This is a genomic window from Yersinia proxima (assembly GCF_902170785.1).
Taxonomy (GTDB): Bacteria; Pseudomonadota; Gammaproteobacteria; order Enterobacterales; family Enterobacteriaceae; genus Yersinia; species Yersinia proxima.
Genome location: NZ_CABHYG010000017.1, coordinates 376,805 through 401,754, shown reverse-complemented (window position 1 = coordinate 401,754; position 24,950 = coordinate 376,805). Strand labels below are relative to the sequence as shown.

Below are 24,950 nucleotides of genomic sequence, written 5' to 3'. Positions count from 1 at the left end.
ACTGGCACAGTATCTGCGAGAGAGAATTATATCATTGGTCACGGTATATAAACCAGTCAACGACAGATGACGAGCTTTCAGGTGAAATCGGCCAGCAAGAAGAGGAGGTTTATGATGAAAACACGACGTGAATTTCTGACCATGGTGGCGGGACTGGGAATTACACTCAAATTTAGCGCACCGGTTTTTGCCGCAGGTGCTAATAAAACCACAGCCAAACAATCGCCGGCGGTGGTAAATGGGACGGCAATTACTCAGGTTTATGGTGACGGTGTGCGGCTTACCGGCGTCGCGGTGCAATACAATCAGCCGGTTGATGGTAAAGAGCTTAAGCCTACGGATTTCACGGTTGAAGGCCGTACTATTACCGATGTATTTACCAGCCATTCAGCTGATCCGGCAGATAAAGCGCCAACGGGAAAATATGTCATCATCACTCTATCTCCGGAAGATAAAAACGCCGCTTTAGCCGAAAAATTGCCGCAACCTAAAAAAGATAAAAGTGAGAATCCAGGGCAAGGCGGGCCAGGTAAGGCAGGGGACATACCGGTTTATGACACGGTTTATCCGGCGGCAACCGCATCATTTAGCCAACTGTCTGAGCTTTATACGGTTTCCGGTCAGGCTATTTTGCCGAAAGCAAAAGAGCTGACGACTGACAAGGTGAAAAACCTGATAGTGGATGATTTTAAACAACTGGAATACCACGATCCGAAAACCGGGAAGACGTTAAAATATAATTTATATATTCCAGCAGGTTACACCCAAGATCACGCATGGCCACTGGTGCTGTTTATGCATGATGCCGGGGCAACCAGTGATGTCACCCAGACCACATTGTTTCAGGGATTGGGGGCTATCTCTTGGGCGTCGCCAGCAGATCAAGCCCAGCGGCCCTGTTTTATTCTGGCACCACAGTATGCTGAAATCATCGCTGATGATAATTCACAGACGTCAGATATGCTGGATACCACCGTCGATCTGATTAATGCTCTGTGCCAGCAGTATAATATTGATCGCAATCGTCTTTATGTGACCGGGCAATCCGGTGGCTGCATGATGTCAATTGCTATGAATATCAAGTACCCAGACCTTTTTGCGGCATCATTGTTGGTGGCTGGGCAGTGGGATCCCGCACTGGTCAAGTCGTTGGCAGGTCAGAAACTGTGGATTATTGTTTCCCAGGATGATGACAAAGCCTGGCCGGGTCAAAATGCCATTATTGAGGTGTTGAAAAAAGAGGGCGCAAAAGTTGCCGAGGCCGTTTGGGATGGAACCTGGGATGCGGAACAATTTCGTCGTGCATTCGAAAAAATTGATGCTGAAAACGCATCGATTAACTACATTACTTTTCGCAAAGGAACTGTGGTTCCTGCAGGCGAATCGATGGCTGGGGCTTCCGGGCATCGAAATACCTGGCGTGTTGCCTACAACATCGAACCGGTGCGCGAGTGGATATTCAGGCAACATAAGTAAATTAAGCATACCAGGGGGTGAGGTTAATGACGATGCTGTTGGTAATTCAGTGAGTGAAGGGGCTATCGTACCTAGGGGCACTCCGACGGCTTACGCCGTTACGACCCCAACGGCACGCTTCCCCTCCATTTGACTTTCTCTGCGTCAGGTGTGAGTTGTTTTTAAAAGCAGTATCAAAAGGGATGTGTACATGTTAAAGACGTCGTTACTGTTTTTTGTCACTGCATTGGCTGAAATTATTGGCTGTTTCTTGCCTTACTTATGGCTGCGCAAAGGGGCAAGCATCTGGTTATTACTGCCCGCAGCCGCCAGTCTGGCGCTGTTTGTCTGGTTATTAACCTTGCATCCTGCCGCCAGTGGTAGGGTCTATGCGGCCTACGGCGGTGTTTATGTGGCGACGGCGTTAATTTGGCTGAGAGTGGTTGATGGCGTGAAGTTATCTCTGTTTGATTGGGTGGGTGCGGGAGTGGCGTTGGTCGGGATGTTGATTATTGTCGCGGGCTGGCGGGTCAATTAAGGGTGGGGCGGTGAACGCCCCAAACACGGGTTAACCTTCGCGGTGAATACTCAATCCGGCAAAGGATTGACTGACCGGCATCATTTCCAGCGTATTGATATTGACGCGAGCAGGCAATGTGGCCACCCAATACACCGCTTCGGCAACATCTTCTGGCGTTAATGGGTTAGCGCCATCATAGGTTTTATTCACTTTCTCGCCATCGCCTTTAAAACGCACCGCAGAGAATTCCGTGCCACCCACCATACCTGGTTCAATATCTGTGACGCGAATATGTGTGCCATGCAAATCAGCACGCAGACCCAGACTGAATTGCTTCACAAAGGCTTTGGTTGCGCCATACACATTACCGCCAGCGTAAGGCCAGTTAGCGGCAGTAGAACCAATATTAATAATATGGCCGACATCGCGTGCCACCATTTCAGGGAGTAGTGCACGCGTCATATTCACCAAACCTTTGGTATTGGTATCAATCATCGTATCCCAATCTTCAACATTGGCTTTATGAGCCGGCTCCAGGCCTAATGCTAAACCAGCATTATTCACCAGCACATCAATGTTTTTCAGCTCAGCGGGGAGTTGGTCAATAACATGTTGAATCGCCGCACGATTACGCACATCTAACTGCACAATATGCAGTTGTTCGCCCAGCTCAGTTTTCAATTCGTCCAACCGCTCCTGACGACGGCCAGTGGCAATAACCTGATGACCGTGACTGATAAATTTGCGGGCGATAGCTTCACCAAACCCGGAGGTCGCGCCTGTGACGAAAACGATCATATTCATTCCTTATCTTTCGTTGCCAATAGTATAATTTGATAGGATTAACATACGGTTAAGCACGGTTTTAGCTCAACGTCTTGACGGTTTCTTACGCACTTCATCGCCAGCGTCACGGCCCAACGTTAATGTATCAACTACTGATAGTAATGCGACCACCCCAATAACCACAAATGCTATCTGGAAGTTTTCCAATGGGATCATTCCCGCCCGATAGGGATGGAACCACTCGGCGATACGCAGAGCCAGAGCGCCGATAGCAATACCCAGTCCCATCGCCAACTGTTGAATCATATTGGAAAAGGTATTGGCACCGCCCATTTTCGGCGCTGGGATTTCAGAATAGGCCAAGGTATTGAGTGCGGTAAACTGCATTGATCGCGTTAATCCGCTGACAAATAGCAGCAATATAATCAATACATAAGGTGTTTCAGGGGTGATCAGCGCACAAGAGAAGATAGTGACCGCATTAAGTAACCCATTGACCAACAAGGTAGAACGGAAACGGAAGCGATATAAGATGGCTGAAGTAAAAGGCTTCATCATCAAGTTACCGGCAAAAACGGCCAACACTAATAAACCAGCATGAAAAGCGCTCATGCCAAATCCAATCTGGAACAGTAACGGCAGTAAAAAGGGCACGGCACCGATCGCGATTCGGTACAAACTCCCACTCCAAATTGTGACGCTGTAACTTTTTATACGTAAAGCCCACAGGTCAATCAGCGGCGTAATCTGCCGTTTGGCGTGATAAACCGCCAACCCACCTAATAGCAGGCTAGCACTAATACACAACAAAGGAATCCAGCGTGATAAAGTTTGGTGATTAAATAACTCCAGCCCAAACATTAGGCTGAAACAAGCTGATCCGGTTAATAAGAAACCCAATATATCGAAAGGCGTCTCTTTTTGTGGTGGTTCCTGTGGGATAAGCCGCCATGCCAGCCATAATCCCAGCATACCCAGTGGAACATTTAGAATAAAGATCCAATGCCAGGAAGCATAGGTAGTCAGAAAACCGCCCACCGGCGGCCCGAGGATCGGGGCAACCAATCCTGGCCAGGTAATGGTCGCGATAGCTTTAATCAGATCCGCTTTGGACGTATTGCGCAGTACAATCAATCGGCCCACCGGCACCATCATGGCACCGCCAAATCCTTGTAAAATTCTGGCAGCAGTAAATGTAGTCAAATCAGAACTTAAAGCACAGAGTACTGACGCCAAGGTAAAAATAACCATAGCGGCGGTAAAAACATTACGCGCACCAAAGCGATTGGCAATCCAGCCACTGGCAGGGATAAATACCGTCAGCGTGAGAATATAAGCAGAAATACCAATATTCATATCAATCGGATGCACCGCAAATGCCGAAGCCATTTGTGGCATGGCAGTAACGATCACCGTCGCATCGAGATTTTCCATAAAGAAAGCGCCTGCGACCAATAAGGGCAGAGCAGGGCCAGGCACTTTTGACGGGGTGAAAGCGTTAGATTGGCTCATGCCACAAGCCGGGATAGCGATGGATAACCCACTGATCTGGCGTAAAACAGGCGTGCTGGTTTAAACAATGAAATCACGTTTCAAATCCGGACAATTTACTGACATATTTCGAGCATACCGGATTAAAGTAGGATTAAAAAGAGGGATTTATTGTGACAACGTCACATTGTGTATGCGGAACTGAAATACAAAGCTGGCTGTGAATAGACCAGCCAGCTTTAACTTTACGACTTGATTCATCATCACTACTTTTTCTTATACACATCAGCCGTTGCGTGGATCTTGTTATCTGTGTTTGCCGAGGTAATCACATAATAGTCTCCGCCTAATTCATCAGCCTTTTTGGATAGTTCAGCTTTAGCATCCATTGGGGCTAACTCATTAGCAGTAACGATATCGCCAATTTTCTCATACTGCTGCGGATTATTATTAAGTTCCTCCTTAGTTAACAGTTCGGCGGATATAACAGCGGAAGAAAATGTACCCAGAACAACCAGCATTGCCATTGTTTTCAATATTTTCATAATATTCCTCTGTAAAGATAATGAACTACATATGAAACCATACTAAGTATTGTGCCTGAGAGCTGTTTTAGCCAGTCGAACGGGTAGTCTTTCGGATAGTTGCACATCCCAGAAGGTTTTTGGCATAGATGTTAGCCAGATACCTGAACCAATCACACAGCAATGACAGCGACACAAGCCCTGGATTCTGTCTATCCTTACCTTGGTGCGCATAATGTATATTATGTTAAATTGAATTTATGATATAGAAAACCATATCTCGCATCGCTACACATAGTTAAAACGCCCCATTAAAGTCCCTGCCCTTATTTTGACCGGTGACGCTACGTGAAATCTGTAGCACTGGCAGCATGATTGCCGGTCAGATTTCACCAAACGACAGACACAAAAAAGCCCGCACTTATGCGAGCCTGTTGTTTGCGCTAATTTATGCGGATTTTTGTGAGTGTCGCTCCGTTGCATTGACGACGCTCATAAACGCTTTAATACCGGGGTCAACATCTGGCGACAACATTCTCATAATAGATTTTGAGTTGCGGCCTACATCATCAGAAATTGCCGGATAACCGCATGTAGCCTTAATCAGTGTTCTCAACATTCCCTTGGCGACTTCTATTTCACCTTCAAGGATAGGCTTAACTAAATGACAACCGCCTAATCGCCGGAGTAAAACTGGCCGCGATGGTTGCTATCACCACCGCAACGGCGGCGGCCAACAAAACCGTTGAATTACCGTAATGCACAGCCAGCGGCCCTGCAGCCAGTTCTCCCACCGGGATCGCCACAAATGACCCCATCGCATCATAGGCATAAACGCGCGCGAGTTTATCGGCGGGAATATGCGTTTGTAGCGAATTGGCCCAAACTACGCCGAACTGCCCAAAACCCAGGCCTGCAACAAAAAATCCCCCCATCAAGATGAATGTCGAGGAAACCAGACTAAGAAGGAGGATCGGCACAGCGCAAAGTGAAACCAATATGACACCAATAAAGAGGTCACGCCGTGGACGCCAGCGCAGAGCAATAAATGAACCGACAATAAGACCAACGCTCTCCGCTGCAACGATAACGCCCCAACCTGCCCTGCCAAATGAAGTATCGGCAATGATCGGGCCAAGAATCATCACTACGCCACTAAAAGCCGCATTAATAATGGTGAACTGGGCGACGATAGCCCAAACCCATGAACGTGCAATGAACTCTTTCCAACCATCACGTAGATCTTGCAAAATGTTGGTGTTCGATGCCAGAGACAAGGTTGAATTGACACGAATGAAGAAATATAACGGTGCGGCAGCGGCAAATCCCAAAGCATCAACCGCCAGGCCCCATCCCGGCCCGATAGTGCTGGTCAGAATGCCGCCCAATGAAGCGCCAATTATCGTGCCGGCATAGATACCCACTTGAATAAAAGCGTTCGCCGCCCTGAGGTGAAATGCAGGGACAGTTTGTGGAACCATAGCCGAAGAGGCGGGTAATGCGATGCCCGCCGCCGCGCCATTAATCGTTCCCAATACAGCTAATCCTATGATGGTTGCGCTGCCATCAAGTACCAACCAGGCAACCACCGCCTGAGATAAGGCCGCAATGGTAGAGGAAGATAACAACACAAGACTTCGGGAATAGCGATCCGCCAGTACTCCACCAATCAATAAGAAAGCCACATTGAAAATAGATCTCGCTGCAACAACTAAACCTAAATCGGTGGCGGAACCGCCAATATCCAAGACAGCAAAAGCCAGTGCGATAGGGGCAATGCCATTGCCTAATACCGTGAGCAGTCGGGCAAAAAATAAGTTCCTAAAGGGGGCGTAATGAAACAGATGTCGGGAAGATGGGACTGCGCTACTACACTCTTTTCGATTATTCATTTTGGCAACTTTTAGCCATTTTATAATTTTAGTTAACTCAATGCTGGATCTTACTTTTTTTAAAACGCTATTTCAATATTTCCTCAAATCTGGCTTTGTCACCACGCCATTGAATGTGATTTATCGCACAGGCCCACTCAACTATCTGAGCATCCAGACCAAATCACGCCTCATTCATCTGGAACAATGTGAAGCCGTTGTTTAGTATGTAGGTATTCTGTCTAGGCGATCAGCAAATCCTATATTTATGAAAAAACTCATTAAACGGCTGGAGATCATTAAAAGCGCTATTGAGCTTGAAGATGACGACATTATTCGTAACCAACTCCCTTATCTAAAAGGTGAGACTCAGGATGCCGTACTGGTTTTTATCGTCAGCGCGCTGGAACAAGGAAAATTCACTCAAGCTCTGGAGGCTATTGCCGCATGGTTGAGTAGCAAGCACGGGGTGACGCAGTGGCAAGATGTCGAATTGGCGGCTTGCAAACTCGAACTAAAAACCTTGGAGGAACAGCTAAGCGAGTTAATTGATAAACGTAATGAGCGTATTCAGTTACTGGATGATTTCAACGATCTCTATTTGGTGCGCCTCGGCCCATTGACCAAGCAAATCCTTAATCTCCGCAAACAGTTGGCGGAAAGCGTCTTGCGTAAAGCAGAGGCAGAAGCCCGTCGCAGAGAGCGCGATTATCGTAACTGTCAGCAATACATATCTCAGGCGATAGATGAACTTGCTGCATTAAAACTACGTTGGCTGGCGCTCCCTTCTGTTTCCAATGAATCTATTGAGATAAGAAACCGAATTCAGCAACAGGCTGAATTAATTAACGCACTACTGACTGAAATTAAAGAGTTGGAAAACACCTTTTGTACCCGCAACACTGAATCAACGCGCAAAGCCCGCGAAGACGCCAAAGAGAAATATGAAAGTTATCAAGAAAAACAAACGGATGCCGAGCAGCGACTTGATAATGATAGCAAACACTCTGCTGAGCAACGGCAGGAACTTAACCGCTTGTGGCGGCAAGCCAGCCGGCTCTGCCATCCGGATTTGGTGGCTGATGAGTTGAAAGAAAAAGCTCATCAATTAATGGTTCAGCTCAATCAAGCCCGCCAACGCGGTGACTTCCCCGCTATTCACGCGTTGCTGAAGAGTTTAAAACAAGGGCTGGAGCCATTGATGGCCAGTGACCTTATTGATGATCTTGAGCGGTTGCGGCGTAAAATAGATGAAGTTAGAAAACAAATTGATGCGATATTACATGAACTGAAAGCGCTGGAAAGTGAAGAATCATGGCGGCTGGCCACTTCTCTGCCTGACAAAGATAAGTGGTTCAAAGAGCAAGAAAATGTATTATCCAAGACACTTAATATCCTTGAACGGCAAGTCAAAGAAGCATCAAAAGTGCTGTATGAAGCATGATTATCAAGAGTAAAAGCCCGCTCTATACGGGCTTGTCAGGTAGAATTGAGTCAGCTACTGGCTCAATAACTCTTTTACATCCAACAGGATAAACTCATTATCATCCGCCTCATTAGGCTGACGGCTGGAGGAGAATGGGAAATTATTATCGTTACCAACAATGATATGGTTGGCATCTACCACATCAACGTTTTCAATGGTAAAGAATGGGAATGTCAGCACACCATTATTTAGCGGTTTACGTGCCAGGTTCTGCGGATCTTTAATATTGAGCAGATCAATATATGAAACTTTTTCTACTGGTTTGCCGACGTTTTCATCAGAAAAGGCGATTTTGTAGACACGCTTGAACTTGGCTATCTGGCTAAAACACTTATCGGTCGCAGCCCCTGTTGCACAGGCTCTATCCGCTGTCCCTTCACCGTTGTCGCGTTCAATCACTAATCCATGCTTCGCATCAATCATATTGAAATCACCAATGGCGTTTTGGTTATCTTCCAGCACATATTGCCAGCTGCGCCCTGTCCACGCCTGATTTTTAACATCAAACTCCAACACGCGCAGGTAGCGTTTGCCATCAATGTTTTCAAATTTTTCACCATTCCACAGCGCACCTTCTAACATGGGATACAGCTTGCTGCCATCCGGTGACACCGCCATCCCTTCAAATCCTTTTGAGCGTGCCACTTGAAAGTTCTGTTTGCCATCCGGAGCGCCCGGCAACGTAAGTGTTGGATTATCAGGTGATTTTACTACTTTACCATCAACCTGAGTTTCAAATACCGCTAACACTTTTCCGTTCAAATCGGCCTTAATCAGATAAGGACCGAATTCATCACCAATCCATAGTGCACCATCGGCAAACTGGAAACTTTCGGGGTCAAAATCACTACCGGTCAGATAGCGTTTATCAGTACTTTCATTGGTGATATGGAAAGGTACTTTTTTATCAGGATCGTGCAAGAACAGAGTTTGCAGTGGCGTGACACTGCCATTTTTGAAATCAATATCATAGTGATTGAGATACAGCATGGCGTCCGGCGAGTTAGCTTTGCTACCAAATCCATTGTCGGTCAGCACCCAATAGGTGCCATCGGGCATGTGTTTTATTCCAGAATGGCCTTGCAGTGGCTGGCCGATGATTGGCAAACCGATTCCTGTTGGACGATCAGCAGATTTACCGGCGACTGCGCCCAATGTACTCACGCGTTGACCACTGGTGTATTTGCCACTTTGTTGTAAATCAGTCGGTGCATCAGCAGGCGCTGCAACCGTTGATTTCACTGGCAAAACCGCATGCCCGGCCAGTGTTGCTGGCACTTCAACAGCCTGCGCCCACAACGAAGTACTGAACGCGATGCTACTGGCCAGCAATGCCAATCTGAATTTTTTCATCTGCATGTTAAGTTCCCTAATTATTTTTATTGCCCAAAGGTAAAAAGCAACTTCACTATAGGGAGCCGGAATGACAGAAATATTATCCCTGTTATTCTTTATGATTGAGGCATAATCACTATGAGTATTATTCAGTTCGTCTTCATTCTCAAATAAGGTCATCCACGATGAAAGATAACGAATATCAACCACCCAAAGTCTGGACGGAAAACAATGCCAGCGGTGGTGTATGGTCGAAAATCAATCGCCCGACTGCCGGTGCCAGATACGAAGCTGACCTGCCGGTTGGCAAACACCCCTTACAGCTGTATTCCATGGGTACGCCGAATGGTCAGAAGGTCACCATTTTGTTGGAAGAGTTGTTGGCTTTGGGTGAGAAAGGTGCGGAATATGATGCCCATCTGATTCGTATCGGTGAAGGTGATCAGTTCTCAAGTGGGTTTGTTGCCGTCAATCCAAATTCAAAAATTCCGGCCTTGATGGACTATTCAACCACCCCGCCAATCAGGGTTTTTGAGTCTGGTGCTATTTTGCTGTATTTGGCGGATAAATTCGGACATTTCTTGCCAAAATCCCCTGCAGCCAGAACTGAAGCACTCAATTGGCTATTCTGGCTGCAAGGCGCGGCCCCTTATTTAGGCGGTGGTTTCGGCCATTTTTATCACTATGCGCCAGTGAAAATTGAATACGCCATCGACCGTTTCACTATGGAAGCCAAGCGCCAGCTCGATTTGCTCAATACACAGCTCGCGACTCATAAATATATTGCGGGAGATGAGTATTCCATTGCGGATATCGCTATCTGGCCGTGGTACGGCAATCTGGTGCTGGGCTTGCAATATGAAGCGGGTGAATTCCTGGATGTGAAATCCTATACTCACCTGATACGTTGGACCGAAACCATTGGTAAGCGCCCTGCTGTCCAGCGCGGCCGTATCGTCAATAAAACCTGGGGAGCGCCAGAAGAACAGTTAGCTGAGCGCCATGATGCTTCAGATTTTGACCGACTGATAAAGTAATATACATCGCCCTCAAGCCTGATCTCCCAAGTATTGAGGGCGCTTATTTATGCAACTGCGATCTGTCTTTTGGTGCGGTAATAAAGCAGTACCACCACTGACGCAATTGCGGTCAAAAAGATCAGATAGGCGCCATAAGTTGGCAGCATCTGCGCCAACGTTTGCCCGCGCATGGCAAAGTCACGATAAAATCGATATTGCCACACCAGCGGGAAAGCATAGCTGATGTAGTAAGCCCAGAGCGGCAAAAAACCCACTGCCATCGTCGCTCCACCGAGAATAAAGCCCGGCGGCACCAGAAATGTCATCAAACTGGCCCCTTCTCCCGGATTTTGCGTTGACCACGATAGAATCAATGCCAGCCAACCAAAAGCTAATCCGGTCATAAATATCGTGGGCAGATAGGCAAAATAGTTACCCTCAAATCTGAGTTGACCAAAAGTCACCAGCAGCGCACTTACCACCGTAATACCGGTGGTATAAAAGAAGGCATAAGGCACCATGCGGCACATCAGCGCTAACGGCCCGCGGTTAAACACCGCTTGACCCCAGGCTCCTGTCACTTTCAATCGACCAACCACCATCAGTGTCGCCAGCCCATAAAACAGTGAAGAGAAAAAATAGACAAAAGCGATACTGGTTGAGTTAGTGGCGGTATTGGTTGGGTTAAACAGATGGCGGTTTTTAAGCTGCATCGGGCTTAACACCGCCTCTGTTCCCTCGCGCCCCAATCCTAACGCGGCGATGTGCTCTGCGCCAATTTCCGCACCCAGTTCTGGAATATATTCATTCAGATTTTGCAGTACCTCCGCATTTTGTGCCGAGTTGCTATGATCGGCAAAGTAGCCCAGGCGTACTGTTCTATCACCGGTTTTCAGACTTTTTTCCAGTCCTTTGGGAATATAGAGCACCCCAATATTCCTATCATGTGCCGTCAATATTTCCGGATTCATCGGAGAGCGTAATACTTGTGTGACTTCAATATAGGGCGATGTATTTATCTTTTGAATGAGCGCCGTAGAATAATTAGAAGCATCCAGATCAATCACCGCAATCTTGCCTTCAAATACGGTCGAGTGAGAAAACACCAGTGAGAAAAGTAATGCAATAACCGCCGCAACCACAATAGCGACTTTGTGGTAAGGGATAACATGACCAGACATCATGGCACTGACTTCATCCAGCATAGACTTAACGATGTTCTGCATCATCTACCTCAAGTGTCATTCCGCTCAGTAACTGTGGTTTATCTTCGGTATAGATACGCACTTGATAGGAAGTTAAATCCGCCTGGCCTCGTTCCCGCGTCATACGCAGATCAGCAAACGAAGGCGCTGCACTGGCAAATCGCACCACGCCACTAACCTGACTATCAAGCGCCGGAACCTGCGCTTTGACAGTGGTTCCCGGTTGATAGGCGGTGACCATATTTTCGTTAACGTAGATATCCACGTATTTGCGATCGGTTTCTAACAACACCGCCGGTGCGCCTGCTGGGATCATTTCACCGGATTGATAAAGGAGTTTTAAAACTTTACCGCTCTCAGGTGCCGTCAGTGTCAGCCGTTGACGATTGACTTCAAGTTGCCTGAGTTCTGCATGAGATTGATCTAATTGAGCCAGTAACTGATCCAGAATGTTTTGGCGGTTTTTGATAGATTCGCGAGAGTTGGCAATTGACTGTAGTGTCATGCCCTGCGCACTCTCCTTTTCTGACAGATTTTTCATTTGCGCTGGTGTCGTGCCAATCATCGCTGAAGCCAATTGACGCTCTGCTTGTATCACTGCGGCATGGGTTGTGGTCAAACTGCTGTTGGCATTATCCAGCATCGATTGCGAAACACTGCCGCTATTATGCAACTTGGCAATGCGATTAAAATCCGTGCGCGCCAGATTTTCACTGGCACGGGCCGCGCTCAATGTAGCCTGAATTTCTTCAATCTTACGCCAGGATGAAACCTCGGTTAACGTGGTTTCATTGGTGGCGATACGAATAGCCGACTCCTCCTGACGAATCAATGCTTCCTGAGAACGAATAACTGCCTTAAGACGCTCAATGGCAATGTCGGTATCGACTCCATCCAGCACCATCAGGACGTCCCCCTTTTTCACCTGCTGAGATTCCTGAACCTGACGACTGATGAGTTTTCCGCCCACATTTTCAAATGCAATATTGATTTCATCAGCCGTTAATACCCCTGATTTGATACTTTTCGCCACCGAGACGGCATCATTTCTTGAGCCGAAATAGATGAGACTTGACCCCACAAGCAGTAGCCCCAAAAAGATCACTGCTGTTTTTACCATAGGTTTGAATGCGTTATTTTGTGGTGAATTCAATTTATTTAGCCGACTAAGTATGTGGTTAAAAAAAGCTCATATCTATAAGCGCCAGACTGATGACAATCTCAAATGAAGGGGAATCGTGCCGTTGGGGCCGTAATGGCGTGAGCCATCGGAGTGCCCCTAGGTGCGGTAAACCCTTCACTCACTGCTATTAATACTTTTGTCATCAAACTCATGGCTTACATCTTAAGCCCGGATAGTTATGGTTTTTTACGTAATAATTTTTGCAACATAAGGATCAGAGACTCGCGCTCCTGGTCATTCAGAACGTCGGCAAAAGAGTTAATAGCATTTAAGTGACCGGGTAACGCCTGTTTAATCACTCGGCGGCCAGCGGGGCTTAATGCGATCAAGCGGGAACGACCATCAGCATGGGTTCGTGTCATGGTAATTAAGGGTTCGGGGGCAGAAAGCATACGCTTAACCATCACCGAAACTGTTGCGGGAGCAACCCCAATCCTCGACGCCAGTTCACTGGCGGCAGTCTCACCTTCGCCATAAAGTGACATCAATAAAATGAATTTACCTTCAGAAATGTCATAGTCTTGCGCGAGTCGATCATAAATATTTGAACGTATTAAATCGGCTGTGGTGATCAGATTGAGGACTAAATCTACACCGGAAACATCGCTTCCGAGGTTCTCTTGCTGCTGCACGCGGGCCAGAGCTTCACGGGTCGGCAGGACTCTTGCATTATAATTCATAGGGTTCGCATCATTTTATTTAGCCGGCTAAATTATAACGATCCCGCTGAAAATTTACAATCGAGAAAACATGTTCCTATTTTCGGCATCAGCTCACCTCATTCAATTTTTACCATCACTTCTGCCTTAGCCAGCAGATCGCTGATAAACGTTTAGCGGGATGAATGTCTTCCTCATTGCTGCTGTAAGCATTAATGACAATAAGGAACGGTAATTAACCGTGTGCTGCTTTCGCAAGTGTCTCACTTATCCACTGATTGGTGCTTTTCCCTGAAACTTCCGCAGCAATATTGATTGCTGAATGAATTTCTGGCGGTATACGTAAGCTAATTTTGCCACTGGCTGGGCGCTGTGGTTCACGGCCTTGTTCAGCGCAATAGCTCAGATAGTCATCTACAGCTTCTTCAAAGGCGATACGTAAATCGGCTACATTATCTGCATGAAAACCGATAACGTCGCGAATACCGGCAATATGACCAATCAAACATTGATCTTCATCGCTGTATTCAATTTTTGCGGCATAATTTTTGTATGTCATTGTATTCATGGTACCACTCCTACAGCTTCAAGAAATGTTTTGGCATCACGTACTTGGTAGGCTTTCGCTTCCTTGTCGGGATGTGGCCGATGAAATGAAGCAACTATCTTATTAATTTCAAAGCGAACCCGTGAACCACTCCCTTTTGTCGCTATTGCGCCCAACGCTATGAATAGAGATTCAATTTTGCGCCACTCTAAAATTTTTTATGGAAAAATGGGGGGTTATCGTAGTGATGCGTTAAAGATGGATGAGGCAACAAAGAGTAAGAAATAAAAAGGGAAAGGGGGAATAAACAGCGCAAACAGACGACGTTTAAGGCAACATCGCCTGTTAAAAGTAGGGATTTAGCTAGCAACTTAATGGCAAATTTGTGCCAGTTCTTTATCGCTTAGACCGGTTAACTTCATGACTTCAGTGCGGTCATAACCATTAGCCAGCATAGAGTGGGCAATTTTCAGTGCCGTTTCTTGTCCCCCTTCCATTTTGCCTACTTGATGGCCTTCTTGCTTCAATTTCTGTGCAATCGTCATGAGTTCCTCCTTGTGCTGTGGCAAGTGGTAGGCTAAATCTAAGATGAATCCTTTCGGGTCAGCCGTATCACCATTTTGCAGTATGTAATGTATCACAGAGATTAGTTGATCTTTGGTAGTGTAGCCTTTCGATATCAGGGTAACCAGTGGTTTCAGCAGTTTGGACAGGTCACGTCGGCGGATGTGTTTTTGCAACAGTTCCAGAATGGCGACATGCTTGTGTGTCATGATTTCATCATCGGGGATAACGGTCACATCAATCAACGGAAAGTTGCCACCATATAGCTGTCCGGCAAGTGCGGGTACGCTGAACGCTTGTAACCAACTCATGGGATACGGATACGGCGTGACCATGCCGTGATAGAACAACATGGGAATGACCAGAGGCAGTTGGTCGTGTCCGGCATCAAGATGGTTCTGCATAGCGGCAATGGCATAGCGCATCAAGCGAAAAGCCATATGCTTGTCGGAAGAGCTTTGATGCTCAATCAGCGCGTAAACATAGCCATCCTGCCCCTGCATTTTTAGTGAGTAGAGCACGTCAGAGTAATAGGCGCGCAGGTCATTTTCAATAAAACTGCCCGATTCCAGCCGCAGTGTTTTCAGGTCACAGATTTTCCGCAGGGCGGATGGCAAGTGAATATCTAGCAGATCATAAGCCGTCTGGGGTTTGGTGACGAAATTCTTAAAAAGTGCATCATGGGGTGTAGGGGTCGTTTTCATCGGGCGATGATAGTTATGGTGATCAGTGTGAGCAATCACTCCGCACCACTTTAGGATAAAAATTTTTGTGGAAAAATAGGAAGTTATCCACGTTATATTATTATTTTATACCCAGTCGTTTGGCGAGACGGTGCAGGTTACCCGTATCAAGTTCAAGCGCTCTGGCGCAGGCCGACCAATTCATCCCCTTTTCCTTTAGCATTTGGGTAATCAATTGCCGTTGAAAATCACGAGTGGCAGATTGCAAATTTTGCGGAGCCGCATGCTGATTTTCGCTGAATATTTCATGCGCAACATGTGGTGTAACTGAGTCGGCAATATTAAATAACTCAGGAGATAAAAAGTATGACTCTGACGCATGCTGCGAAGCGCGAGCTAATACTGCGGCACGGTAAATTGCATGCTCCAACTCACGAACATTACCTGGCCAACGGTAATTTTCGAGCAGAGATAATGTCTCGGGCGGAATACCTAACTGCTTGATGGCCAATTTCTTTCTTATTCGCTCAACAAAAAATCCCGCCAGCAGAATGATATCCCCTTTTCTTTCTCTCAGCGGAGGAACATGCAGCGGAAATACACTCAGCCGATGAAACAAATCCACGCGAAAACGCCCTTCGATAACCGCTTGTTTCAAATCACAATTAGTGGCTGCAATGATACGCACATTGACCCGTTTGGTTCTGTCATCACCCACTCTTTGCAGGTCACCATATTGGATAACGCGCAGTAATTTGGCCTGAAGTACCAAAGAAAGCTCGCCAATTTCGTCGAGAAAAAGTGTTCCATTGTCAGCAATTTCAAATTTGCCGGTTCTGTCATGTATTGCGCCAGTAAATGCTCCTTTAACATGACCAAACAACTCGCTCTCAGCCACATTTTCCGGTAATGCCGCACAGTTTAAATAGATAAGCGCTTTGGCCGATCTCGGCGATAAATGGTGAATTGCCTTGGCCACCAATTCCTTCCCTACCCCGGTTTCACCAGTAATCAGCACATTCAGCTCTGATCCGGCAACCACTTTGATTTCATGCTTAAGTTGCAATATCAGCGGCGAAAGACCAATCATCTCATCTTCTGAATGTTGGACTGTCTGCTTATGGATATTTAAAGAACTCACCGTAGGCACAGCTTGTTTCTCTAAAACATCCACTAATAGCGCATTATTCAGTGCCGAAGCGGCCAGGACACCAATCAGTTTCAGCTCTTCATCACTAAACCTGTCAAATTGGGCGGGATTCATACTGTCGAAAGTCAGCGCACCGATAAGCTCTTGATCGGCAAATAAAGGTAAACCAATGCAGGCATGAACTTTAAGTTCATCATGGCCGGGGATCAGGCCGTCGTAAGGGTCAGGAAGGTGGCTATCGGTGGGGAAACGCACCACATTACCCGCACGAGCAATGGCTTCCAGCCGAGGATGAGATGACAGCGAAAAACGCCGGCCCAGCACGTCGGGTGATAAACCATCAATCGCCAGCGGACGAAACAGCTGGTGTTCATAACGCAGTAACGCTGAAGCATCACATTGTAGTAATTGCCGTAAGCTGCTGATTAATTTCTGAAAACGATCTTGCCCAGATAAACCGCTTTGCAATTCAATAGCTATTTGAGCGAGCGACTGAATGGATAAACTCATGTTTTGTCATTCCGACACAGTATTAGTCTTTATGACAATAAACTGATAGTGTCACAATGACAAACTTTAAATTTTAAATTAACAAAATCAATAATATAAATCATGGCACGCCCTTTGCTCTCTACAGTGAGATTATTCATTCACTTTAGTAAGGAACGGTTCATGGCCATTCAGGTTAAAAATAATATTAAATGGGTTGGGCAACGTGATTGGGAAGTCCGCGATTTTCATGGCACCGAATATAAAACCCTTAAAGGCACGAGCTACAACAGCTATTTGATCTGCGAAGGAAAAAACGTGCTGATTGATACCGTTGATCAGAAATTTGGCCGCGATTTTGTGGCTAACTTAGCGCGCGAGATTGATCTGAATACGCTCGATTACATTATTATTAATCATGCTGAAGAAGACCATGCTGGTGCATTAACTGAATTAATGGCACGCATCCCTCACACCCCGATCTATTGCACCACCAATGCTATCGATTCAATTAACGGACATCATCATCATCCTGAATGGAATTTCATCACCGTCAAAACCGGCGACACACTGGATATTGGCAATGGTAAGCAGCTGATTTTTGTTGAAACACCGATGCTGCACTGGCCTGACAGCATGATGACTTACATCACCGGCGATGCAGTACTTTTCAGTAACGATGCGTTCGGTCAGCACTATTGTGACGAGCATTTGTTTAATGATGAAGTGGACCAGATTGAGCTGTATGAGCAATGCGCGCGCTATTATGCCAATATTTTGACGCCCTTCAGTCGCTTGGTCACACCTAAGATCAATGAAATCCTTGGTTTCAATCTGCCGGTATCAATGATTGCCACCTCTCATGGCGTGGTATGGCGGGATAATCCGACCCAAATTGTGGCGAAATACCTGGAATGGGCCGCTGATTACCAAGAAGATCGTATCACCATTTTCTATGACACGATGTCAAACAATACTCGGATGATGGCTGATGCCATTGCTCAGGGGATCCATGAAACCGACCCCGCGGTGGCCGTGAAAATCTACAACATTGCGCGTCACGATAAGAATGAAATACTGACACAGGTATTCCGCTCAAAAGGTGTGTTAGTTGGCTCCTCCACCATGAACAATGTGATGATGCCCAAAATTGCCGGCATGCTTGAAGAACTGGCCGGGCTACGCTTTCGTAATAAAAAAGCGGCAGCTTTTGGCAGTTTTGGCTGGACGGGGGGCGCGGTTGACCGAATTCAAACCCGCCTGATGGATGCCGGATTTGATATTTCCCTCTCGCTAAAAATGAAATGGCGACCAGACAATGATGGGCTGGACGAATGCCGCGAACATGGGCGCAAGATTGCCCGCGAATGGGCCTTACACCCACTGAATAGCAGCACATTACTTGATACTGCAACCCCAGCCATCAATGAAGAAAATAGTTCTACCGCACCAGCAGATCTGGGTATCTCGATGCAATGCAGTGTCTGTCAGTGGGTATATGACCCGGCGCTGGGTGAGCCGCTGCAAGATGTTAAACCAGGAACGTGCTGGGATGATGTGCCGGACTTCTTCCTTTGCCCGGAATGTGGATTGGGCAAATCTGTTTTCGATCCACTCTAAGGGAGGCTGTTATGGTTGAGAACATTGTGATTGTGGGTTCCGGCTTTGCTGCCCGTCAGGTGGTAAAAAACATCCGCAAACTCGACTCACAGGTAGCCATCAATATGATTGCTGCCGATAGTGGTGTTGATTATAACAAACCAGATTTAAGCCATGTTTTCAGTCGCCAGCAAAGTGCTGACGACCTGACCCGCATGTCCGCTGAACAGTTTGCGCAGGAAAATAGCCTAACCCTGCACACGGGAACCCGCGTCACTGCCATTCAGCGACACAATAAGCAGGTTCTGTGTGGCGATCAGCTATTTCAATATCACAAACTGGTGTTGGCAACCGGTGCCACAGCAATGCTGCCACCGATTGCGGGTAATGAGTTGATCTGTACATTTAACAGTCAAAATGAGTACCGACAGCAGCAAGAAACATTACAAAAAGCTCGCCGTATCCTGGTATTAGGCGGTGGCCTAATCGGTGCGGAGCTGGCGATGGACTTGCAGCGTGCGGGCAAGGGTGTGATTTTGCTGGACAAAGCGCATAGCCTGCTGGCCTCTGTCCTGCCTGTAGAAATCAGCAGCCGTTTGCAACATCGCTTCAGTCAGAGGGGCATCACCCTGGTTTTTAATAATGAACTGCGCAGTATTGAAAAAGTGGCAGATGGATTGCAGGTAGCACTCCATTGTGGCCACCGCTATAGCGTAGATGCAGTTATTGCGGCGATGGGATTACAGCCGGAAACATCTGTTGCGGCAGCCGCAGGGCTTGATATCGGACGCGGCATCAAGGTTAACCAACAGCTACAAACCTCGGATCCTGATATCTTTGCTATTGGCGATTGCGCTGAGATTGGCGGGAAAGTGTTGCCCTTTTTGCAGCCCATTCTGGTCGCTGCCATGACACTCGCGAAAAACCTGTTGGGTGGTGCGCATTGCCTTAAACTTCCAGCGATGTTGGTCAAAGTCAAAACGCCAGATTTGCCATTATATTTCGCGGGTGAAACCCAGAGACGTGACCTCAACTGGGAAATTAATTTAACGTCGCAAGGAATAATTGCGCGCGCAACAGACAGCCAGCATCAATTGCGTGCTTTTGTGGTCAGTGAAGAATATACCCAACAGGCATTTTCGCTGCTACGCGAGTTAAGCCTGTAACACTTAGACTTAGGACGCTAACCCCCCGCCACCTGTGTAGGGGGTTTTCCCGGCAATTTTCATCACTTCAGCTCCCAAGGTCACAAACGGAGCACGCCTGCTGGCATAGATGATCCCGCCCGCTTTGGCCCGCACCGCTTTAACCGTATCAGTTATCGGATCAATGATTTCAGCAACGACTTCATCTTTCGCCACCCATTCACCCGGCTGACGCAATAGCAGCAGCAAACCACTGGCGGGCGCATTGACGATTTCCCCGGCGGAAAAAGGTAACATCACCACCTCTCGCTGCGGAACTTCAGGAACAACCCCCGCAATAGCGCCACGATGTTGTAAATATTGATAAATACGCTCGGCATCCGCACTGGCCAGCGAGTGACTGACATCCTGTTGCCCACGCAATTCCACCGTCACGGCCATACAGGCGGGGGCCAGCTCAGGATAATGTGCAGCTAGCCGATGCCACGGCAAGCCACAGGCTTCATCAAACGAACCACCGCCGCTGTCTTGTGAAAGTAGCACGGTGTCGATATGCAAAAACCGCGCGAGCACACCCACTGCTGCTCGCCAGGCCGGATCGGCATACAGATGTAAAATAGCGCGGTCATCGCAATGCAAATCCAGCACCAAATCAGCATCACAGGCCAGCATGAGCAAATGTTGACGCAAAGCATCCACTTCACTGAGCGCGGGCAAATCCTGTAATGCATCGGCCATCGCGCGGCGTATCTGTTGCGGCGTCGTCTCTTTTTCGCTTGATGTCGCCGCCTCCAGCCGCTGCTGTACTAATTTAGCCAAATCAGGGAAATCACGATTAAAATTGCGGCCACTGATCAAATCAAAACGGCCTATTCCACTGTTTAACAGCACTTGTGCCATACCTGGCGGGTTAGCTATTGGCACAATAATTATTTCACTCTGAATTTCTCCGCGCCGTTCCGCCTGACTCAGTAATCTTTTAAGATAATGTAATACCAGCATTCCGGGCAGTTCATCGGCATGTAGGCCCGCCTGTAGGTAGATTTTCTCGCCCACACCCGGCTGGCCGAAATGAAAACTGGTTAATTGACGCTGCCCACTTAGGGCATGTTCAGGTAACTTATGATTATTGATTTTCATTGGACGTCCTATCTGTGGAAAAGAAACCCCGGCTTGACCGAATTGACAAAAAAATCCTTGAAATCCTGAGCCAGGATGGCCGCATCTCTTATCAGAAGTTGTCCGAGCAGGTCAATTTGACCGCCCGCCCCTGTCTGGAGCGCGTTCGGCTGTTGGAGCGCGCCGGTATTATCCGGGGTTACAGTGCAATTATTGAGCTACCGGAACCTGAGCATGCTTTTGTTATCCAGGCACAAATTGCCTTAGCCGACCATGGGCACTCTCAAGCAGCCTTCGAGCAAGAAGTGCGTAAAACGCCAGAAGTGCTGGATTGCTGGCTGGTCGGCGGTAGTTTTGATTTTCTGGTGCGCATTGGCTGTCGCAACATGGAGCACTACCGACTACTGGCCGACACCTGGCTCACCAGCAAAAAATTCCGCGTCGATAAAATCGTCACCATCACCGAGTTACAAGCCATCAAACGTGCTTAAAGCTGTTAAAGCTGGATTGCCCGCTGGATTCAATCGTGGCGGGCAAAGGCCAACCAGCGACGTTCCGCGCGTGAAAACAAAAAAATCAACATAAAGGTACACAGCAAATACAGCGCAGCCGCCATCAGAAACGGAATAAACGGCGAATAAGTGGCGGCATAGAAAGCCCGCGCCACGCCGGTGATATCGAGCAATGTGACGGTACTGGCCAGTGAGGTCGCATGCAGCAAGAACACCATTTCGTTATTCAACGCCGGAATCCCGCGGCGTAATGTCGCCGGTAATACCAAACGGCGAATGATTTGCCACTGACTCATACCAAAGGCTTCGCCAGCCACCCACTCCTGACGCGGGAAAGTCACCATCATGCCCGCCAATAACTCGGCAACATAAGCGCTGGTATTGAGCACCAACGCCAGTGTGGCGCAGAAAGTGGCATCACGGAACAGCAGCCAAAAGGGTTGGTCGTCCTGCCAGCCTAACTGCACGATGTCAAACTGCGACAGGCCATAGTAGATGAGCATGAGTTGCAGGTAGAGCGGCGTACTACGAAAGAAATAAGTTACACTGCGTATCAACCAGGCCAGCGGGCGTGGGCCGAATGCTTGCCCGACAGCCATCACCAGCGCCAGCAGTAAACCGGGCACGACTGACAGCAAAAATAACTTGGCCGTCACCGCCAGACCGGTCATATCAGAACCGTCGCTATAGAGGAATGTCGGCACTGCTTCCATGATGGTTTGCAGATTCATGAGCGCGCCCTCGCCGCCGTTGAGGTTGACAGTGCATAACGCCGCGCCAACAGGCTAAAGCCCCAACTGGACAGCGCGGTAATCACCATATAAATCATCGCCACCAGGAAGTAGAACAGGAAAGGTTTTTGTGTTGCGCGCCCTGCCTGCTCGGCCAGCCATACCATATCTTCCAATCCCAAAATCGAGATCAAGGCAGAGGCTTTCATCAAACCGAGCCAGTTATTATTGATGCCGGGAATAGCAAAACTGAGCATTTGTGGCAGCATAATCCGCCGAAACACTTGTCCGGGGCGCATGCCGTAAGCCACAGCGGCTTCCAACTGACCGCGATCCACAGTTTGAAAAGCACCACGGAAGGTTTCGGTGTAATACGCACCAAATACAATGCCGATTGCCAGCACACCGGAAACAAAAGTATTGAAGCGAACCGGCCCCAATCCCAGCAGGCCAAGAAAACCATTCACCAGCATTTCGCCACCAAAAAAGAGCAGCAGCATAATCACCAGTTCGGGAATACCACGCACTAATGTGGTGTAGCCGGTAGAGATCCAACGTAGCCAGCGCGGGCCAAACAGCTTGATAACCGCATTGATCAGGCCGAGTGCCAGTGCCACGGCCAGTGACAACAGCATCACGCACAGTGATAAGCCCGCCCCTTGTGCCAGTAACGGCAAATAGTCTGCGACCATTATCGACCTCCCAAGGCTAACAAACCACCACCGGGCCGGTGTGCCAGTGCCCGGTGGTGGCAAAAATCACGGCAAAAAATCACTCGCCGTAAATATCGAAACTAAAATACTTTTTCTGAATGGCGTCGTAAGTACCATCAGCACGAATCGCTTTTATGGCCCCATTCAGTGCATCGCGCAAAGCCGGGTTATCTTTACCAACGGCGATACCCACATCAGACGAGATGGTTTCGTCTTGAATAACCGGCCCGGCAAAAGCAAACTTCTGCCCGCGTGGCGTATCAATAAAGCTGCTGGCGGCCTGAATATTATCTTGTAGCGAGGCGTTGATCCGCCCTGACATCAGATCCAGATAGACATTATCCTGATTGGCGTAAGAGACAATTTTGACCCCTTGCCCACCCCAATGTTTTTTGGCGTAAGTCTCATGGATAGATCCGGTTTGAACCCCAACTGTTTTCCCTTTCAGGCTGGCAACATCAGGTGACAATGGGCTGCCTTTACGTGCCACTAATTGCGCCGCACTGCGGTAATAGCGATCGGTGAAATCGACTTCTTTTTTGCGCTCATCAGTGATACTCAGCGAGGCAATAATGGCATCGAACTTACGCGCATTCAGCGCCGCAATCATGCTTTCAAAGGGTTGTTTGACGAACACACACTTGGCATGCAGGTTGTCACATAATGCATTTGCGATATCAATATCAAAACCGGTGATCTCGCCACTGGGAGCCAGCACATCAAACGGTGGGTATCCGCCGTCCACACCAAAACTGATAGTTTCTATCGTCTGAGCCGCTACGGGAGCGGAAAGTATCAAGCCAGTCAATAATGCAGCGAATGTCTTTTTCATTATTAAAATCCCGGTGTTGGCAAAGATCAGAAACGAAGTGAGAGGCAGGTCAAGCCGCCATCCATTTTTTTAAATTCACTGGTATCAAGCTGGATAATAGGCATCCCCAGCTTTTCAATTTGCGCCAAGGTAGCAGGATAACCTTGCGGAGTAATCAGTGTATCGTTGATCCATAAGGTATTACCGGCGTAAGACTCCGCGTCGCTAATCACAATAGTGTTAAAGCCAGCAAAGGCCGGATGGTGTTGGTAATCTTCGGTTAGCAACAAAGTGTTGTGGCCCACGTAGTTCACAATGGATTTCAGGTGCAGACCGGCGCTCACTTCAATGGCGGTCACTTGATAACCATAGCGCCCGACCGCAGCAGTAAACTCGCTAATTCCTGCTTTATCGGTGCGCGATGTCAGCCCGATAAAGAACTGTTTATCGACTAATAACACATCACCGCCATCAAGATGCCCCTGATGACTCATGCGAAAAACAGGGCGATCGGTGAACAATGGCTCAATGGTGTCCACTTCGCCCTGGCGGCTTGGTGCGCCGGGGTGAGTTATCACCGCCAGCTCCGGCATCACTACCGCCGTATCTTCGACAAAATGCGCATCCGGGAAGGCCGGAGCCGCCGGTAAGATGGTCACTTTCAGGCCAAGTCGCAGCAAAGTATCGACATAAGCCAGAAATTGTTGACCGGTGGCGGCAATATCCGGTACGCCCAATTGGGATGTTGTCTGGCCGCTACCACAGGTGTCAGCAGGAAGTCTGGCAATGGCTTGAGTAAAATGCATAAGCGATTCTCTTGATTGGGAGCGAAACTATTGATCTGATTATTAAACAGATACTGTCACCAATCAGGTTGAATCAGCCCGTTACGACTATACATTTACGCTGTTTATAATTTCCCGCACGACCTATTCCGCTGTCAGCAAAATGAAACCACCGATTCCCATACGCTTTAGTTATATACTGAATGATATGATGCAAGCTATTCAGGCTGCTGACAAACTTCAACAACTCGATCTTGCAAGGTGAGGACAGGTAGAAGAGTAAAGCGTCCGCGCCACGGATGGCGCGGCTCGAGCCTACAAGGATGTATTTACGGCGTCTTTACGATCTGCCTGTTTTCACCGCTACGGGCACTTTGTCATTAACCTCAAACTGTTTATATTGATTTAACCAAGGGCTGCAAATGAAAACATTAACCCTCGTGATGCTCACGCTATTACTGGTCGCCTGCGCCAATACTGGCCATGTTGGGGTGAGTGGCGGCTCAAGCGGCATCTCGAGTATCAGTATTGGTACTGGCGTTCGCCGGTAGGCTGGTTTCCCAGCCCC

25 protein-coding genes and 1 pseudogene are annotated in these 24,950 nt (G+C 47.8%); 9 read left to right on the top strand and 17 right to left on the bottom strand.

All coding sequences use genetic code 11. The annotated features are described in order from the left end of the window. Positions 1–114: 114 nt before the first annotated feature. On the top strand, positions 115–1,476 hold the full coding sequence (locus tag FTB31_RS18075; RefSeq protein ID WP_077174728.1) for a carboxylesterase family protein: 1,362 nt from the start codon (positions 115–117) through the stop codon (positions 1,474–1,476). 190 nt (positions 1,477–1,666) lie between these two features. Then, on the top strand, positions 1,667–1,993 hold the full coding sequence (locus FTB31_RS18070) for a YnfA family protein (protein ID WP_077174726.1): 327 nt from the start codon (positions 1,667–1,669) through the stop codon (positions 1,991–1,993). Positions 1,994–2,023: 30 nt separating this feature from the next. Here FTB31_RS18070 and ydfG read toward each other — a convergent pair whose 3' ends face one another. The 4 genes from ydfG to FTB31_RS18050 form a co-directional block, all read right to left on the bottom strand. Beyond that, complete coding sequence (gene ydfG / locus FTB31_RS18065; RefSeq protein WP_050078046.1) at positions 2,024–2,773, bottom strand: bifunctional NADP-dependent 3-hydroxy acid dehydrogenase/3-hydroxypropionate dehydrogenase YdfG; 750 nt, start codon at positions 2,771–2,773, stop codon at positions 2,024–2,026. Positions 2,774–2,845: 72 nt separating this feature from the next. Continuing rightward, a complete protein-coding gene (locus FTB31_RS18060) occupies positions 2,846–4,273 on the bottom strand; it encodes an MFS transporter (protein WP_077174725.1) in 1,428 nt (475 codons plus the stop codon). A 245-nt stretch (positions 4,274–4,518) separates the two neighbouring features. Further along, complete coding sequence (gene yahO, locus FTB31_RS18055; protein WP_077174724.1) at positions 4,519–4,797, bottom strand: DUF1471 family periplasmic protein YahO; 279 nt, start codon at positions 4,795–4,797, stop codon at positions 4,519–4,521. A 635-nt stretch (positions 4,798–5,432) separates the two neighbouring features. Next, positions 5,433–6,668, bottom strand: coding sequence for an MFS transporter (locus tag FTB31_RS18050; RefSeq protein WP_077293915.1), 1,236 nt, complete (start codon positions 6,666–6,668; stop codon positions 5,433–5,435). A gap of 247 nt (positions 6,669–6,915) precedes the next feature. On the opposite strand from FTB31_RS18050, the gene FTB31_RS18045 reads away from it, so the two are divergent. Next, a complete protein-coding gene (locus FTB31_RS18045; protein WP_227719363.1) occupies positions 6,916–8,091 on the top strand; it encodes a coiled-coil domain-containing protein in 1,176 nt (391 codons plus the stop codon). Positions 8,092–8,145: 54 nt separating this feature from the next. On the opposite strand, the gene FTB31_RS18040 is transcribed toward FTB31_RS18045, so the two are convergent. Continuing rightward, complete coding sequence (locus FTB31_RS18040) at positions 8,146–9,492, bottom strand: esterase-like activity of phytase family protein (RefSeq protein WP_227724244.1); 1,347 nt, start codon at positions 9,490–9,492, stop codon at positions 8,146–8,148. 161 nt (positions 9,493–9,653) lie between these two features. Here FTB31_RS18040 and yghU point away from each other — a divergent pair, with 161 nt between their 5' ends. Next, positions 9,654–10,505, top strand: a complete 852-nt coding sequence (yghU, locus tag FTB31_RS18035; RefSeq protein WP_227731671.1) for a glutathione-dependent disulfide-bond oxidoreductase — start codon at positions 9,654–9,656, stop codon at positions 10,503–10,505. 47 nt (positions 10,506–10,552) lie between these two features. Here the strand turns inward: yghU and FTB31_RS18030 are convergent, their stop codons facing one another. The 7 genes from FTB31_RS18030 to norR form a co-directional block, all read right to left on the bottom strand. Then, on the bottom strand, positions 10,553–11,713 hold the full coding sequence (locus FTB31_RS18030) for an ABC transporter permease (protein ID WP_227731670.1): 1,161 nt from the start codon (positions 11,711–11,713) through the stop codon (positions 10,553–10,555). Continuing rightward, positions 11,697–12,725, bottom strand: coding sequence for an HlyD family secretion protein (locus FTB31_RS18025; RefSeq protein WP_227719370.1), 1,029 nt, complete (start codon positions 12,723–12,725; stop codon positions 11,697–11,699). Before FTB31_RS18025 ends, FTB31_RS18030 begins: the two co-directional genes overlap by 17 nt. 326 nt (positions 12,726–13,051) lie before the next feature. Next, the gene (locus tag FTB31_RS18020) at positions 13,052–13,555 is read right to left on the bottom strand and encodes a MarR family winged helix-turn-helix transcriptional regulator (RefSeq protein ID WP_050078056.1); all 504 of its coding nucleotides are present in this window, start codon (positions 13,553–13,555) and stop codon (positions 13,052–13,054) included. A gap of 214 nt (positions 13,556–13,769) precedes the next feature. Continuing rightward, a complete protein-coding gene (locus FTB31_RS18015; RefSeq protein ID WP_046050405.1) occupies positions 13,770–14,102 on the bottom strand; it encodes a type II toxin-antitoxin system HicB family antitoxin in 333 nt (110 codons plus the stop codon). Continuing rightward, positions 14,099–14,278 (bottom strand): type II toxin-antitoxin system HicA family toxin, encoded by a 180-nt coding sequence (locus FTB31_RS18010; protein ID WP_227731693.1) that lies wholly within the window; start codon positions 14,276–14,278, stop codon positions 14,099–14,101. The genes FTB31_RS18015 and FTB31_RS18010 overlap by 4 nt, the downstream gene beginning before the upstream one ends. Before the next feature lie 174 nt (positions 14,279–14,452). Continuing rightward, positions 14,453–15,349 (bottom strand): Rpn family recombination-promoting nuclease/putative transposase, encoded by an 897-nt coding sequence (locus tag FTB31_RS18005; RefSeq protein ID WP_227719372.1) that lies wholly within the window; start codon positions 15,347–15,349, stop codon positions 14,453–14,455. Between the two features lie 100 nt (positions 15,350–15,449). Beyond that, positions 15,450–16,988, bottom strand: coding sequence for a nitric oxide reductase transcriptional regulator NorR (gene norR / locus FTB31_RS18000; protein WP_227721793.1), 1,539 nt, complete (start codon positions 16,986–16,988; stop codon positions 15,450–15,452). A 162-nt stretch (positions 16,989–17,150) separates the two neighbouring features. On the opposite strand from norR, the gene norV reads away from it, so the two are divergent. Both norV and norW read left to right on the top strand, forming a co-directional pair. Further along, positions 17,151–18,587, top strand: coding sequence for an anaerobic nitric oxide reductase flavorubredoxin (gene norV, locus FTB31_RS17995; RefSeq protein WP_050078059.1), 1,437 nt, complete (start codon positions 17,151–17,153; stop codon positions 18,585–18,587). Between the two features lie 11 nt (positions 18,588–18,598). Further along, on the top strand, positions 18,599–19,732 hold the full coding sequence (gene norW, locus FTB31_RS17990; protein WP_227731669.1) for an NADH:flavorubredoxin reductase NorW: 1,134 nt from the start codon (positions 18,599–18,601) through the stop codon (positions 19,730–19,732). Between the two features lie 9 nt (positions 19,733–19,741). On the opposite strand, the gene FTB31_RS17985 is transcribed toward norW, so the two are convergent. After that, positions 19,742–20,851, bottom strand: coding sequence for a succinylglutamate desuccinylase/aspartoacylase family protein (locus tag FTB31_RS17985; RefSeq protein WP_227731668.1), 1,110 nt, complete (start codon positions 20,849–20,851; stop codon positions 19,742–19,744). 14 nt (positions 20,852–20,865) lie between these two features. Between FTB31_RS17985 and FTB31_RS17980 the strand changes: the two genes are divergently transcribed. Further along, complete coding sequence (locus FTB31_RS17980; protein ID WP_005165550.1) at positions 20,866–21,321, top strand: Lrp/AsnC family transcriptional regulator; 456 nt, start codon at positions 20,866–20,868, stop codon at positions 21,319–21,321. A 29-nt stretch (positions 21,322–21,350) separates the two neighbouring features. Here FTB31_RS17980 and FTB31_RS17975 read toward each other — a convergent pair whose 3' ends face one another. The 4 genes from FTB31_RS17975 to FTB31_RS17960 form a co-directional block, all read right to left on the bottom strand. Beyond that, the gene (locus tag FTB31_RS17975) at positions 21,351–22,073 is read right to left on the bottom strand and encodes an ABC transporter permease (RefSeq protein WP_019083111.1); all 723 of its coding nucleotides are present in this window, start codon (positions 22,071–22,073) and stop codon (positions 21,351–21,353) included. Beyond that, complete coding sequence (locus FTB31_RS17970) at positions 22,070–22,765, bottom strand: ABC transporter permease (protein ID WP_050078064.1); 696 nt, start codon at positions 22,763–22,765, stop codon at positions 22,070–22,072. The genes FTB31_RS17975 and FTB31_RS17970 overlap by 4 nt, the downstream gene beginning before the upstream one ends. Before the next feature lie 79 nt (positions 22,766–22,844). Further along, the gene (locus FTB31_RS17965) at positions 22,845–23,618 is read right to left on the bottom strand and encodes an ABC transporter substrate-binding protein (protein ID WP_013649902.1); all 774 of its coding nucleotides are present in this window, start codon (positions 23,616–23,618) and stop codon (positions 22,845–22,847) included. Between the two features lie 26 nt (positions 23,619–23,644). After that, the gene (locus FTB31_RS17960) at positions 23,645–24,403 is read right to left on the bottom strand and encodes a dimethylarginine dimethylaminohydrolase family protein (RefSeq protein ID WP_227726080.1); all 759 of its coding nucleotides are present in this window, start codon (positions 24,401–24,403) and stop codon (positions 23,645–23,647) included. Between the two features lie 301 nt (positions 24,404–24,704). On the opposite strand from FTB31_RS17960, the pseudogene FTB31_RS17955 reads away from it, so the two are divergent. Both FTB31_RS17955 and FTB31_RS21505 read left to right on the top strand, forming a co-directional pair. Then, positions 24,705–24,770, top strand: a pseudogene (locus FTB31_RS17955) (gluconate 5-dehydrogenase); the annotation flags it as partial. Between the two features lie 34 nt (positions 24,771–24,804). Beyond that, positions 24,805–24,933, top strand: a complete 129-nt coding sequence (locus tag FTB31_RS21505; protein ID WP_258018744.1) for a hypothetical protein — start codon at positions 24,805–24,807, stop codon at positions 24,931–24,933. Positions 24,934–24,950 lie beyond the last annotated feature (17 nt).